General features: G+C 35.1%; 19 protein-coding genes. 5 read left to right on the top strand and 14 right to left on the bottom strand.

Annotated elements, in window-relative coordinates; translation table 11 throughout:
* The first annotated feature begins 9 nt into the window (after window positions 1-9).
* Together C9914_RS07425 and rimI are read left to right on the top strand one after the other, a co-directional pair.
* Window positions 10-426, top strand: coding sequence for a low molecular weight protein arginine phosphatase (locus tag C9914_RS07425; RefSeq protein WP_106764483.1), 417 nt, complete (start codon window positions 10-12; stop codon window positions 424-426).
* Window positions 427-429: 3 nt separating this feature from the next.
* Entirely contained in the window at window positions 430-891 is a 462-nt protein-coding gene (gene rimI, locus C9914_RS07420; RefSeq protein ID WP_106764481.1) for a ribosomal protein S18-alanine N-acetyltransferase, read from the top strand.
* A gap of 238 nt (window positions 892-1129) precedes the next feature.
* On the opposite strand, the gene C9914_RS07415 is transcribed toward rimI, so the two are convergent.
* The 6 genes from C9914_RS07415 to C9914_RS07390 form a co-directional block, all read right to left on the bottom strand.
* The gene (locus C9914_RS07415) at window positions 1130-1588 is read right to left on the bottom strand and encodes a hypothetical protein (RefSeq protein ID WP_022264094.1); all 459 of its coding nucleotides are present in this window, start codon (window positions 1586-1588) and stop codon (window positions 1130-1132) included.
* 80 nt (window positions 1589-1668) lie between these two features.
* Window positions 1669-2778 carry a radical SAM family heme chaperone HemW gene (hemW, locus tag C9914_RS07410; protein WP_106764480.1) on the bottom strand — a complete coding sequence of 370 codons (1110 nt, stop codon included), beginning with the start codon at window positions 2776-2778 and terminating at the stop codon, window positions 1669-1671.
* A 3-nt stretch (window positions 2779-2781) separates the two neighbouring features.
* Complete coding sequence (locus C9914_RS07405) at window positions 2782-3204, bottom strand: hypothetical protein (RefSeq protein WP_106764478.1); 423 nt, start codon at window positions 3202-3204, stop codon at window positions 2782-2784.
* Window positions 3205-3220: 16 nt separating this feature from the next.
* Window positions 3221-3778: an NUDIX domain-containing protein gene (locus C9914_RS07400; RefSeq protein WP_106764477.1), complete on the bottom strand. Its 558-nt coding sequence runs from the start codon at window positions 3776-3778 to the stop codon at window positions 3221-3223.
* Between the two features lie 79 nt (window positions 3779-3857).
* Window positions 3858-4391, bottom strand: coding sequence for a DUF6512 family protein (locus C9914_RS07395; protein ID WP_106764475.1), 534 nt, complete (start codon window positions 4389-4391; stop codon window positions 3858-3860).
* A 380-nt stretch (window positions 4392-4771) separates the two neighbouring features.
* Window positions 4772-5032 (bottom strand): hypothetical protein, encoded by a 261-nt coding sequence (locus tag C9914_RS07390; RefSeq protein WP_022264089.1) that lies wholly within the window; start codon window positions 5030-5032, stop codon window positions 4772-4774.
* A 408-nt stretch (window positions 5033-5440) separates the two neighbouring features.
* On the opposite strand from C9914_RS07390, the gene C9914_RS07385 reads away from it, so the two are divergent.
* Both C9914_RS07385 and C9914_RS11515 read left to right on the top strand, forming a co-directional pair.
* Window positions 5441-5989 carry a DUF1700 domain-containing protein gene (locus C9914_RS07385; protein ID WP_158707364.1) on the top strand — a complete coding sequence of 183 codons (549 nt, stop codon included), beginning with the start codon at window positions 5441-5443 and terminating at the stop codon, window positions 5987-5989.
* Window positions 5986-6156: a hypothetical protein gene (locus tag C9914_RS11515; RefSeq protein ID WP_022264087.1), complete on the top strand. Its 171-nt coding sequence runs from the start codon at window positions 5986-5988 to the stop codon at window positions 6154-6156. The genes C9914_RS07385 and C9914_RS11515 overlap by 4 nt, the downstream gene beginning before the upstream one ends.
* Here C9914_RS11515 and C9914_RS07380 read toward each other — a convergent pair.
* The 7 genes from C9914_RS07380 to C9914_RS07350 all read right to left on the bottom strand — a co-directional run bounded on the left by C9914_RS07380 (window position 6135) and on the right by C9914_RS07350 (window position 10819).
* Entirely contained in the window at window positions 6135-6767 is a 633-nt protein-coding gene (locus C9914_RS07380) for an epoxyqueuosine reductase QueH (RefSeq protein ID WP_106764471.1), read from the bottom strand. The two genes, C9914_RS11515 and C9914_RS07380, sit on opposite strands and share 22 nt — an antisense overlap.
* A gap of 2 nt (window positions 6768-6769) precedes the next feature.
* The gene (locus tag C9914_RS07375) at window positions 6770-7243 is read right to left on the bottom strand and encodes a transposase (protein WP_106764469.1); all 474 of its coding nucleotides are present in this window, start codon (window positions 7241-7243) and stop codon (window positions 6770-6772) included.
* A 24-nt stretch (window positions 7244-7267) separates the two neighbouring features.
* Window positions 7268-8062 (bottom strand): class I SAM-dependent methyltransferase, encoded by a 795-nt coding sequence (locus C9914_RS07370; RefSeq protein ID WP_106764468.1) that lies wholly within the window; start codon window positions 8060-8062, stop codon window positions 7268-7270.
* Window positions 8063-8163: 101 nt separating this feature from the next.
* On the bottom strand, window positions 8164-8598 hold the full coding sequence (locus C9914_RS07365; protein ID WP_022264083.1) for a hypothetical protein: 435 nt from the start codon (window positions 8596-8598) through the stop codon (window positions 8164-8166).
* Between the two features lie 55 nt (window positions 8599-8653).
* Window positions 8654-8941: a hypothetical protein gene (locus C9914_RS07360; protein WP_106764466.1), complete on the bottom strand. Its 288-nt coding sequence runs from the start codon at window positions 8939-8941 to the stop codon at window positions 8654-8656.
* A gap of 53 nt (window positions 8942-8994) precedes the next feature.
* On the bottom strand, window positions 8995-9648 hold the full coding sequence (locus C9914_RS07355; RefSeq protein ID WP_106764464.1) for an HAD family hydrolase: 654 nt from the start codon (window positions 9646-9648) through the stop codon (window positions 8995-8997).
* 13 nt (window positions 9649-9661) lie between these two features.
* Window positions 9662-10819 (bottom strand): iron-containing alcohol dehydrogenase, encoded by a 1158-nt coding sequence (locus C9914_RS07350; RefSeq protein WP_022264080.1) that lies wholly within the window; start codon window positions 10817-10819, stop codon window positions 9662-9664.
* 248 nt (window positions 10820-11067) lie between these two features.
* Between C9914_RS07350 and lepA the strand changes: the two genes are divergently transcribed.
* Window positions 11068-12879, top strand: a complete 1812-nt coding sequence (lepA, locus tag C9914_RS07345; RefSeq protein WP_022264079.1) for a translation elongation factor 4 — start codon at window positions 11068-11070, stop codon at window positions 12877-12879.
* A 208-nt stretch (window positions 12880-13087) separates the two neighbouring features.
* Here the strand turns inward: lepA and rpsI are convergent, their stop codons facing one another.
* Window positions 13088-13489: a 30S ribosomal protein S9 gene (rpsI, locus tag C9914_RS07340; protein ID WP_022263600.1), complete on the bottom strand. Its 402-nt coding sequence runs from the start codon at window positions 13487-13489 to the stop codon at window positions 13088-13090.
* Between the last annotated feature and the right edge of the window lie 2 nt (window positions 13490-13491).

Here is a 13491-nt window from a genome sequence, read left to right as displayed (position 1 = left end):
CTGAATTTTATGAAAATACTTTTTGTTTGTACAGGCAACACTTGCAGAAGTCCTATGGCTGAGGGTATTTTTAAAAAGCTGACCCAGGGAGATGAAAGCATAAGCTGTTCAAGTGCTGGAATGAGCTTTTGCGACGGTGACGCTGTCAGCGAGAATGCAGTTACCGTCTGCAAGGAAATCGGAGTTGATATAAGCGGGCATAGGTCTAAAGCTATACGCCGTGATGATATTAACGAATATGATGTCTTTGCGGTTATGACCGAAAATCATGCTATGGCGCTTGTTTCGGCAGGAGTTCCTAAGCAAAAGATTTATATTATGGGAATCAGCGACCCGTTTGGAGGAAGTGTTGAGGTTTATCGAAAATGCAGAGATGAGATTCAGCAGTCCTGCGAAAAGCTATATAAAAAGATTAAGGATATGTAAAGTATGAAAACAGAGATTTTCCCTATGGGTGAGGAACATTTGGATTCGCTTGCAGAGCTTGAAAAAATTTGCTTTTCACAGCCATGGTCAAGACAGGCTCTTGCAGATGAGCTTGAAAATGACAGTGCGTTTTTTTTCGTTGCTGAAACGAACGGAGAGGTTTCGGGCTATGTCGGGTTGATAATAACTGCTGGGCAATCATATATAACAAATATAGCTGTTTTCCCGAAATTCAGACGAATGGGTATAGCTAAAATGCTGTTTGAGAGATTATTTTCTATTGCGGAAAAATGCGATTTGGAATTTATTTCTCTTGAGGTTCGTCCCTCAAATTACAATGCAATTTCTCTTTATAAATCATTAGGCTTTGAAGAAATAGGCTTACGGAAACGATTTTACAGAAATCCAACAGAGGATGCACTGATTATGACTAAGACATTTTTGGGAAATGGAATTTATGAATAAATTAAAGGTTTCGCTCAAGCCTTTGAAAGGGCTTATGGGTCAAGGTCAACGCCCTTGTCGCCGTCCGCAGACGGCGAAATACTCTATGCTTTACAAAGCGTAGAGAACTCTCACAGATAGTTCTCTGAAAAATAAATACTGAATATAACTTTGAACTTGATTTTTTTAGATTAACTTTAAATTATTTTGCTAAATAAAAAAACTCTGCTCACGAAATATTGAGCAGAGTTTTTGGTTTTTAAGATATTTGTCTTTCAATTACTTTTTCTCTTTCAAGATATTCTTTTGAGCGCATGGGAATAGTAGAAATCATTTCAGGTTTTGCTTTAAGATAACCAGTTATGCCACCTGTTTCTATAATTTGCATAAGCTTATCTATAGAATTTCTTATAATCTTAGATAATTCTTCTTCGGTATAATCTTGTAGCTTGATAATTTCAAGCTCTCCATTATCTGTAATAAATTTTTCATGACCAGTTATATCAGCTGTAAGAAAGCTATCGAGGGAAATTTTTGTATTCATAGCTTTAATCAAAAAATAGCAATTAAAGCGATATTCATTACTTTCTAAAATATTTTGTAAGCTTATTTTAAATAAAAATTTGTCATATTCTTTTATATACATATATCTATGTTTTTTAAAGCCATACTCAAATGCAATTTCCTCGAAAATTAACTTTAAATTCCTTTTTGTCATAGCAATCTCCACCGCAGTTTAGTAACAACATCACAATTTTTTCCAATATACTGTAATTATATATTAAATTTTACAACATTTCAACCGATTCCAGATAATATTTCGAGGATTAATGTATTAGATATGAGGAAACCATCTCGTGTAAATTTAATTCCGTTGTCATCATATATAAGAAGATTTGTCTTGGCAAATTTCTTTGCGTTTTTAATATAATTTTCAGGAATTTCTATACCAAAGCGTCGCTTAAAATCTTTTTGAGTAAGCCCCTTTGCAAGTCTAAGTCTTAGCATAATATATTCTTCGATAGAACCGCCTTCGCCATCTTGATAGGTTATTCCCTTATAAAATTCATCAAAAGAGCGTTCTGTATAAAAGCGTTTTCCATTTATAAAAGAATGTGCCGCACAGCCTACACCAAGATATTCGTCACAATCCCAGTATTTAAGATTATGCTTGCTCTCCATACCATTTTTTGAAAAATTGGATATTTCATACTGGTGATAGCCAAGCTGTTCAAGTTTTTCACAAGCAAAAAGATACAATTCTGCTTGTGTATCTTCATCAAGAGTAAGTGCATCTTTTTCTTTATAGAAAGGTGTACCCTCTTCAATTTTTAGTATATAAGCTGAAATATGTTCAACACCAAGTTCGGCACAATATTCAATAGAATGTGCCAGACTTTCTTTTGTTTGCTCCGGAATACAGAGCATAAGGTCGAGTGAAATATTTTTAAAGCCAGCTTTTCTTGCACTTAAAACTGTTGTTTTGACATCTTCTGCGGTGTGAAGTCTGCCCAGCCTTTTAAGCTCATTGTTATTGGCGGATTGCATACCTATTGAAAGCCTATTGAAACCAGCTTGTCTAAGCTTTGAAAAATCAAAGCTTTCATCAGCCGAGGCAGGATTAAGCTCAGCAGTAATTTCTGCATTATCATCAATCATAAATGCAAACTTAGCCGTTTTTGCGATTGATGAGAGCCTGTCTGCACCAATAATTCCCGGAGTACCTCCGCCAATATAAAGAGTATCCGCTGTACGATTAAGTTCTTTGCCATACTTGGCAAGTCTTTCGTTTACAGCGGATACATAGCGATTTATTTCATCATCATTGCCACTCTTAGAAAAAAAATCGCAATATTTACATTTAGAGGCACAAAAGGGAATATGAACATAAATTCCTATATTGTTCATATTTTAAATTCCTTTCATAGACTTATTTGTCTGTTCGGTTAAATTTTCTATTTCTTGGTTTTTAGCTTTTCCTCGTTCAGAATAAACTGAAATAAGAATTGCTCTAAGTTCCACATACATAGAAATTATAGTTACAGCAAATAATCCTATATCTATCCACGCAAAAATTCTGAATGAACTTTCAAGCTTGACAGTATCTTGGATTCTTGTAGAGGTCACAAAAGAAACCATACTTTTCTCAAAATCACTCATAAGTTCCGAGCCATAGATAGAAGTATCTATCATACTTGTTACTATTACAAATAAGATAAGCATTACGAGTAATGCTCCTGTGAATATAGGTTTTTTCGGCTTTACAACTATTCTCAGAACGAGAAAGCTTAGTATATATGCTGATAGGATAATTACTACAATAGGATTAATCAATTTAATCTACCTCTTATTATAACTCTGGGTGTCCTTTTAATCTATCAATCATCATAGCCGTTTTTAAAACTGCGGTTTGTGTTTTAGCATCAGGAAGTTCATTATTGAGAACCATTTCGAGAGCTCTTTTGAGTGGAATCTTCATAACATTAAGAAATTCGCCTTCATCAAGCTTTTGAGTCTCAAAATGGTCTATTCTACAAAAATACATATGAATAATTTCTCCGCAATAGCCTGGGCTTGGGTATAGCTTTCCTAAGCTTATATATCCACTTCCGATAGCACCAGTTTCCTCTAAAAGCTCACGCTTTCCGTTTTCAAGCGGATTCTGACCTTTTTCGAGTTTGCCAGCAGGAAGTTCGATTGTAACCTCTTTATATGGGTATCTGAATTGTTTTACAAAAAGTAGCTCATCGTTTTCAGTGAGAGCAGCAACACAAACTCCTCCTGGGTGTCCGACAATCTCACGAAAAGAAGTTTTTCCATCTTGAAGCTCAACCTTATCTAATGTGACATGAATAACCTTACCATCAAATATTTCTTTGCTTTCGAGTGTCTTTTCAAATAAATCCATTATACTTTCCTCCCAGCTTATGCTACTTTATTAAGTATACAACAATTACTTGGATTTTTCAAGAAGATGGAGAAACTGATTATAAAAGACCATAGCCACCATTGATTGCATCATAAAATAATGCTCCGTGAGGTGCGTGTGGCGTAAAGAATATAAACATAGCCATAAATAAGACTAATGCCACAAGTGAGGGTATAAAAAAGCTACTTATAATTTTTGCCTTGGTAATTATCTTATATGAAATATAATGCGATACTAAAATGATTATAAATAATCCTACAAAAAGTAATACTCTCCATAAGCCTTCAAAAAACGAATTATATACAGCCATATAGAAAAGCCCTGCCGCCCAATATATGTAAAATGCAGCAACCTTAGACGGTACAAACCGTACAACAGGAAGCCGCAATATTGAAAGCTCTATTACACTCCATATAAAAAATGGAAAGGTGAAAGGCTTTAGCTGTTCCCAAGCACTGTTATTAACACTGGATATGAAAAAGCTCCATACATCACCCTCTGATAGTATAAAAGCATATTTTACTAACATTCCAAATGAAAAAACGAATGCTGAGCCGATAAATTCCATAAATGCAAGTTTCTTGTTATACATAAGCCCTCTGATTCACTAAAAATTATATTATATGAAATAAAGCGGAAATATTATTTTTAATCTGTTTTTTAACAAATCATGGCTATTATACTATCCTATTTTAATTATATTGTATTATACATAAAATATGATTAAATTAACATAAGTGTTAATTTAATAAAAAACAAAATTCATATTTGGAGTAGTGGTTTACTATCAGGGAACCCTCGCAGGGGGTTCCCTACGAAAAACATTCCACTGGAATATTTTTCTACCCTCCTGCGCTTAGAGAAGTATAAAGTGTTTCGCTCTCTGCGGAGAGCGACCAAAGGCGCCGCCTTTGGAAACTGCAAGCTTTTGAAAAAGCTTGAGCAAAACTTTTAATTTTTATCAAACTAATATTAAATTAAAAAACACAAGGCAGTAAAAATTGCACCTATGGCGGCAGCTATACAAAAAGTGACAATATTTTTAAAGCGTTTTTTACTGCGTTTAAGCGATGACGGCTCGCCCATATTTTCGAGAAGCTTTTTAGCCTCCTGTTCAAGCAATTCCCTTTGAGCTGAGGCATATTCTGGTTTTATCACGAGCAAGGCTCTTTCATAATAAACACTGCCAGTATCAAGTACCTCAATTATACTTCTATTTATACCCTTAATCATAAAAAACAGCCTCCCGAATTTTTGTTATTTTAGCTACTATATAATTGTCTATTTTTAAGAAAATTATTCAACTTTTTAATTCTTTTAAATAATTATACTATTTGTAATCAGAGTTTTCCCCCATAAATGTTGAAAACTCTGTTGAAAGTGTGGATAACTTTCTTGAAAAGCCTTGAAATAATGCGAATTTCTATGCTTGAAAACTTTTCCACCACGCATTTTTACTGGATTTTATTAAACTTTCTGTAATTTTAACATTGTCAACATTTTTTAAAAATTTTTTGTTGAAATCTATAATTTTTTCGATTATTTACTCAAATATCAAGCTTGACAAAAGGATTTTTTTGCAGTATATTTTCTTTGAATTTTAAGGATGGGATAGTGATATTATTGACAAAGCAGGAATATATGCAAAGACTGTATAAAGCATTAAAACCTCTTTCTAAAGAAAACAGAAATAAGATTATGAATGATTATGAACTTCAATTTTCGCAAGAGATGAAAAACGGTAAAACTGAACAGGATATTATATATGATTTAGGAAGTCCTGAAGATGCCGCAGAATATTTTATAAATATATATCAATCAGATAGGGGTTATCACGACCATTATAATATTGAACAGGCCAGCAATAAAAATAGCAGCACTGCCCATTCATGGGAGGCTGCTATCTGGGGAACTCTTTCAATTATTATTATACCTACTATGATTGCGATTATGCTTGCTTTTTTCGCTTTGGGAATAGCTTTTTGCATAGCTGGTATGGTTATGGTATTTTCAAGCTTTATCCTTAATTCATTGAGCATAGGATTTTTCTTTATTGCTGTGGCAGGAGTTTTTCTGGCAGTTTTCGGAATATTTATAGCAATTCTTTCTATATATGACGGAATAACGCTTATCGGAAAATATTTTAGATTTATCAGAAATAGAATCAAATATGGAGGTAAAGCAAAATGAAAACAATAAGAATACTTGCTGTAATTTTCTTTTTGGTATTTTTAATTCTTACAGCTATTGGTGTATATCTCATAATAAAGGATTCCATTTCGCTTTATAGCATTGCTGATAGTCTGCCATATGGCTTTATTCGTGATAGTGCAATTTACTTATTTAACTTATTCTGATTTTCAGCTTGAGCTTTTGAAAATCTGCACCCGCAATAATTCTGGCGATAAAGATTATATCGCTTTGAAAGCTCTATTGAGCGTTTATAGCCCTCTCTCTTTTTGAAGTCTGAGAAAAGATACGGAACTCCATATTTATCCGCAAGAGCCGAGCCAATAGAATTAAGAGCTTCAGCGTTTTTCATAGGACTTATTGAAAGCGTAGTTGTGAAATAATCAAAGTTTTGTTCTTTTGCTATTTTTGCAGAGCTTTCAAGACGCAAATGGTAGCATTTCATACACCTTGCACCTCGTTCAGGTTCGTTTTCAAGTCCCTTTGCAATTTCTTCAAAGGCTTCAGGTTCGTAATCGCCGTCAATTATTTTAACGCTTATGCCCATTTCAGAAACAAGCCTATGTAATTCGCTTATTCTGAAATCATATTCGCTTTTGGGCGATATATTTGGATTATAATAATACAATGTAATATCAAAATATTGATTAAGGTATTCAAGAACATAGCTGCTGCATGGAGCACAACACGAATGCAACAACAGCTTTGGTCGAATACCTTTTTTTATTATATTGTCGATTACAGAATCAAGCTCTTTTTGATAGTTTCGTTTCTGCAAGGCTATACCTCCAAATATTTCAATGGGTTATTATGAATATAATTCCAAACTTCCTGATATTCCTTCTCGTTTCGTATAATGCGGTCATAAAAGGATTTTTGCCATATTGAAAATTCAATTTGTTTTGTTATAGAGCCTTTAAACTGTTTAATAATTCTTGAAATAGTAGGGGCGAACTGTGTTCGCCCGTTAGAATCTTCATATATAAATATAATAAGATGAATATGGTTAGGCATAATTTGATACTTGTCAACTTTTATATTTTCATATACAGTATTTAGTTTATATATTTCATTTTCTATTACTATCCCAATTTTTGATAATGGTAGTTGGTCAAGCGGGCGAACACAGTTCGCCCCTACATTTTTCCACAGCAAATTTTCTTTATTTTTAGTACAAATAGTAATAAAATACGCCCCGTTATACGAATAGTTATAATTATGCAATCTTATATTTTTTCTTTTAGGTAAGTCCATAAATAAAAGCCCTTTAAATAGATTTTATTTCTTAACCTGTAACACCTTGATTGTGGCATAGTGCTTAATTGTAAAGGACTCGTCTGCAATTTTCTCAAGGAGCTTTTTATGCTCATTCTCCCATTTTACAAGTTCTTCCTCGGAGAGCGACGCACCTGTTCCACGACACGCTTTCATTCTCCCGTTCCAGCTCTCTCTCGTAAACGGAACATCAAGGTCAAATTCTTCACTATGTATTGTATCAAAATATTTATCCACAAATTCAGGCAGAATTATTGGGTGTCTGGTTTCGCCTGCACCATTCCATTTTGGATTGTATTTCAAAACAAGGTCTTCACTTGCTTTTGCGATTTTATCCTCAAACGGAAGCCACTCCATATATAAAACTGCCAGCTTGCCACCCTTTTTCAACATTCTTGCAAAATTCGGTATGACAGTTTCATAATGAAAATAGAAAAAGCACTGACACGCTGTAATAACATCAAAGCTATCCTGTGGAAAATCAATATCTTCTGCAGGCGAAACAATAAACTGGATGTTTTGTTTGTTTTCTTTTGCGAGAACTTTTGCGGCTTCTATCTGATTTTCTGAAATATCCGCACCAACAAAATCTGCACCATATTCATATAAATGTCTTGGCAGAACTCCTGTTCCAGTACCTACATCAAGAACCTTTTGTCCCTTTGTGCATAAGCCTAAGCTTATAATTTTATCATAAAATTCCTTAGGGTAAATATCCCTATATTTCACATATTCAGCGGAAACTCTACCCCAGTCAAAGGCTTTGCCATCATCAATTTTTTCGTTTGTTATATCCATATTGTTGATAAATCTCCTTTCATGAAGTTTTTGGGTTTGAAAGATTTTTCTACAAAGAAAAACGGATTTATTTTCTGATATAATACGATAGATATTATATGTTATGGATCCTGAATATATTTTCTTTTAAAATCTGAAAGTCTCAAAATATCTCTTCCGAAAACAAATATTCTACATAACCTTCGATGTTCCATATCACAATTATGAACATCATTTCTTTCAAAAGCAATATGCATTCTACTTAATTCTCTTTCAGCTTCAGCAGCATCATATTCTGACCACATTCGTGCAACTAAATGTGCTCTATTCCACTTGTAACTTGCTAAGTCTTTTAGTGCATAATTAACAAGTTCTTCTTCTGATTCAGAAGCCTTAATCGTACGAAGAAAACCTCTCTCGGAATAGCCATATATATATTCTTGTCCATCTTGCTTTATAACAAACCCTTCAGGTGCCATATGTTTTCCAATAGTTATTGCATAAAAGGAGTAACATTCTTCTTCTAAATATTTTTCTAATTCGGCTATGGTTTTCATAATATTTTTTACCTCTTTGTTTACTTAAACATCTCTAAAATTAAAATCTGTATATTTATTGTTTTGGAAACCAAATCGATGTTGCTCCATTATTATCGCAAAATGTAATGCACTTATATTTTGTTCCAAAATCTTTTAATTCATCATATTGCTCACTTGCTTTATGGCTAAACCGAATAATTATGTAAGTTTCATCCGGCAAAGCTCCTGCGTTTCCAATAGCCAATATCGTATTCTTATTTTCTAACTCTTTTTCAATAATGCCAATAGTTTTTTTGAATTTAGGAATTTCGTTCGCTTTGCTTTTTATATATTCTAACGATGGATTATCTCTATTTATCATTTTTGCCTCCACAGATACCGATTTACTTATCTTGAACAGGCTAATTTTGTAATCTACAGTCTTTTAAGAATATCCTCAGCAGTCTTTGCGATAAACTCTGCACCCTCTGCAATAAGTTCACTTTCTGGGCGGAAGCCCCAATTTACACCGCAGAAATCTATTTCGGCATTTTTCGCAGTCTGGACATCAACATTGCTATCGCCTATATATAAGCAATCGCTCTTATCAAAACCAAGCTCTGCAAGCATTGCAAGCAATGCGTCAGGACAAGGCTTTCGCTCAAAATCAGGTCGCTGTCCCCAAGCCGCCGCAAATTTATTATCAGGGAAAAGCTTTGCGGCAATAGATTTTGTGAATTTATCAGGCTTGTTTGACATAATCGCATATTTGATTGAAAGCTCGTCTAACTTTGTGAGCAACTCTGTTATACTGTCATATGGTACAGTTTTATCAAGACTGTGTTCTGTATAGTATTCGTTAAAATCAGCAAGAACCTGTTTTTTCTGCTCATCAGTTGCCATTCCCTTCGGAATAACCATTGCTCTGTCTGCCAAGCTTGAAATACCGTTGCCAACCATAAAACGATATTTTTCTCTTTCATGTGGTTCAAAGCCATTTTTTACAAGAGCATAGTTCATAGCGTCAGCGAGGTCATAGAGTGAGTTTACGAGAGTTCCGTCCAAATCAAATACACAAATTTTTTTCATCTTTAATCATTCCTTAATCAAGTGCTAATTTGTAAATCTTATAAATATCGCTTGCATCAAGCTTCTTGAAGTTTCCGCACGAATTAGCTTTTTTAGCCATTTCTTCAAGGTGTGAACTATCTATTCCGACTGCTGAAAGTCTTGTCGGAAGTCCAAGAGATGTATAGAAGCACTCAAGTCGGGAAATGCCCTCCATTATAGTTTCATAAACCATTGAATTAGGCAATTCAACATTCATAACTCTCTGTGCAAATTGAACAAAGCGTTCTTCATTTTCTCTATATACATGCTTCATCCACGCTGGAAATATTATTGAAAGTCCGGCACCGTGTGCAATATCATAAATTGCAGAAAGTTCATGCTCTATTGCGTGAGAACCCCAGTCTTCCTCTCTGCCCATACCAATTAAGCCACTGTGTGCGAGAGTTCCCGCCCACATTATTTCGGCTCTTGCGTCATAATTCTCTGGGTCTTGTTTTACAAGCTTTGCATTAGATATTATTGCTCGCATAAGACCTTCACAAAGTCTGTCGCTTACATCAACATGCTCTGTCTTTGTAAAATAGCGTTCCATTATATGTGCAAGCATATCTGATATTCCACAAGCTGTTTGATAGAATGGTAGAGAATAAGTTGTTTCAGGATTCATAATTGCAAACTGCGGACGAAGCTTTTCACTGCCATAGCCACGCTTCAGAAGTCCATCTTCTTTAGTTATAACAAGATTTTCACTTGATTCACTTCCTGCAGCAGGTATAGTAAGCACCACACCAACAGGGAGGCAAGCTTCAGGCTCATTTCTGTTTTCAAAGAAATCCCAGACATCACCTTCATATGAAAATCCAAGAGCAACAGCTTTTGCAGTATCAATTACACTGCCGCCACCAACAGCAAGTATAAATTCAATATTTTGCTGTCGGCAAATATCTATTCCTTCATAGACCTTTCTAAGTCTTGGATTTGGTACTATTCCAGAAAGCTCGAAATATTCAATCTGGTTTTCATTGAGCATAGCTGTGACTTTATCATAAAGTCCGATTTCCTTTATGCTTTCTCCACCATAAACAAGCAGAATTTTAGAGCCATATTTCTTTATAAGTTGCGGAAGTTGATTTTCCGAATTTTTCCCAAACACTATTTTAGTTTTATTCTGATAAGTAAAATCGTTCAAAGCGTTCATTCCCTTCTGAAATTTTAGGTATAGAGCTGTTGCTCTTATTTTACCATAATACGCATATATTTCAAGTGAAAAAGTGAGAAATTTGTAATAAATCACAAAAGAAAGCTATTATATTTCTATTTTATAGTTTATAAACCAAATTATAATATGCAATTCTTTACATCATAGGCATTTGCGTGTTATAATAAAAATGTATAGCTTACTAAGCATAAAATCCTTAAGAAAGGAATGTTATATAAATGGCTTTCGACAGAAGCAAAATTCGTAATTTTAGTATAATAGCACATATAGACCACGGAAAAAGTACACTTGCTGATAGAATACTTGAGCAGACTCAGTCTGTTGCAATTCGTGATATGGAAGACCAGCTCCTCGATAATATGGAGCTTGAGCGTGAGAGAGGAATTACTATCAAGGCTCGTGCTGTAACACTTCTTTATAAAGCTGATGATGGTGAAGAATATATTTTCAATTTGATTGATACTCCAGGCCATGTTGACTTCAACTATGAGGTTTCACGCTCATTGGCAGCTTGTGAGGGAGCGGTTCTTGTTGTTGACGCATCACAAGGCATAGAAGCTCAAACTCTTGCAAATACTTATCTTGCAGTTGATGCAGGGCTTGAAATTGTACCAGTTATAAATAAAATAGACCTGCCAAGTGCAGACCCAGACAGAGTATGTAAAGAAATTGAAGATGTTATTGGTATTCCAGCAGAAGATGCTCCAAGGGTTTCAGCAAAGGCTGGTATAAATATTCATGAAGTTATGGAGAGAATAGTTTCAGATATTCCTGCTCCATCAGGTGATAATGATGCTCCACTTAAAGCCTTGATTTTTGATTCATACTATGACAGCTATAAGGGCGTTATTATATATGTCAGGCTTATGGAAGGTCAAGTTAAGGTTGGAGATACAATAAAAATGATGAGTACAGGCTCAGAATTTACTGTTGTTGAATGTGGATTTATGAGAGCCACAAGCCTTGAACCTGCTGGAACACTTTATGCGGGCGAGGTTGGATATATTGCAGCATCAATTAAAACTGTAAGTGAGGCTCGTGTTGGCGATACTGTTACAACTAAAGAAAATCCTGCAAAGGAAGCACTTCCAGGATATAGAGCAGTTCAGCCAATGGTTTTCTGCGGTATTTATCCAGCCGATGGCGCAAAATATGGCGACCTTCGTGATGCTCTTGAAAAGCTTGAGCTTAATGATGCGGCACTCTCATTTGAGCCTGAAACATCTGTTGCTTTGGGCTTTGGCTTTCGTTGTGGTTTCCTTGGACTTCTTCATATGGAAATCATTCAAGAGCGTTTAGAGCGTGAATATAATCTCGACCTTGTTACAACAGCACCAAGCGTTATTTATAGAATAACAATGAATGATGGCACTGTTCATATGATAGACAACCCTACAAACTACCCAGACCCATCACTTATAGCAAAAGCAGAAGAACCTATTGCAAATGCGCATATTTATGCTCCGTCAGAGTATGTCGGAAATATTATGGAGCTTTGTCAGGATAGGCGTGGTGTATTTAAGGATATGAACTATCTTGATGATGATAGAGTTGACATACACTATGAATTGCCACTCGCAGAAATTATCTATGACTTTTTCGATACACTTAAATCTCGTACAAGAGGCTATGCTTCGTTTGACTATGAATTGAAAGGCTATTCTGAATCACAGCTCGTTAAGCTTGATATTATGCTTAATGGCGATGTTGTTGACGCACTTTCATTTATAATACACGCTGATAAGGCATATGGTCGAGCAAGAAAAATGGCTGAAAAGCTAAAAGAGAAAATACCACGCCAGCTTTTTGAAGTACCAATTCAAGCTTGTATTGGTGGAAAGATTATTGCAAGAGAAACTGTTAAGGCAATGCGTAAAGATGTTCTTGCAAAATGCTATGGTGGTGATATTACCCGAAAGAAAAAGCTTCTTGAAAAGCAAAAAGAAGGTAAAAAGCGTATGCGTCAGCTTGGAAGTGTAGAAGTTCCTCAAGACGCATTTATGGCAGTTTTAAAGCTTGATAGCGAATAATTTTAGTTTAGATAATTAGTTTAGATAAAATTATTCTTAGATAAAGCAAACCTCCGAACCTGTTTTAACTTAGGTTCGGAGGCTTTTTTATTTATAAAATTTGAAACGCAAAAAGCTCTCTGCCGAAGCAGAGAGCTTTAATAAGACTAATATAAATTCAACAAAGTTGATAAATAAAATCCTGAAATATAATATTCCAAGCTTCTGATTATCTCTTTGAGAACTGTGGAGCTCTACGAGCAGCCTTGAGACCGTATTTCTTACGCTCTTTCATTCTTGGGTCACGAGTGAGGAAGCCAGCCTTCTTAAGCTTTGGACGAAGTGCTTCACTATCGTATTGAAGAAGAGCTCTTGCTACGCCGTGACGGATAGCACCAGCCTGACCAGAAACGCCACCGCCTGCAACTCTGCAAACGATATCGAACTTGCCGTCAGTTTCTGTAAGAACGAGAGGCTGACGAACGATGAGCTTCAATGTTTCAAGACCGAAATATTCATCAATATCTCTGTCGTTAATTGTGATTTTGCCTGTACCCTGATAAAGTCTTACTCTTGCAACAGAGCTTTTTCTTCTACCAGTACCGTAAAAATAAGGTGTCTTATCGTACATTT

Source organism: Pseudoruminococcus massiliensis (assembly GCF_900291955.1).
GTDB lineage: Bacteria > Bacillota > Clostridia > Oscillospirales > Acutalibacteraceae > Pseudoruminococcus > Pseudoruminococcus massiliensis.
This window is presented reverse-complemented; position numbering and strand designations above follow the sequence as displayed.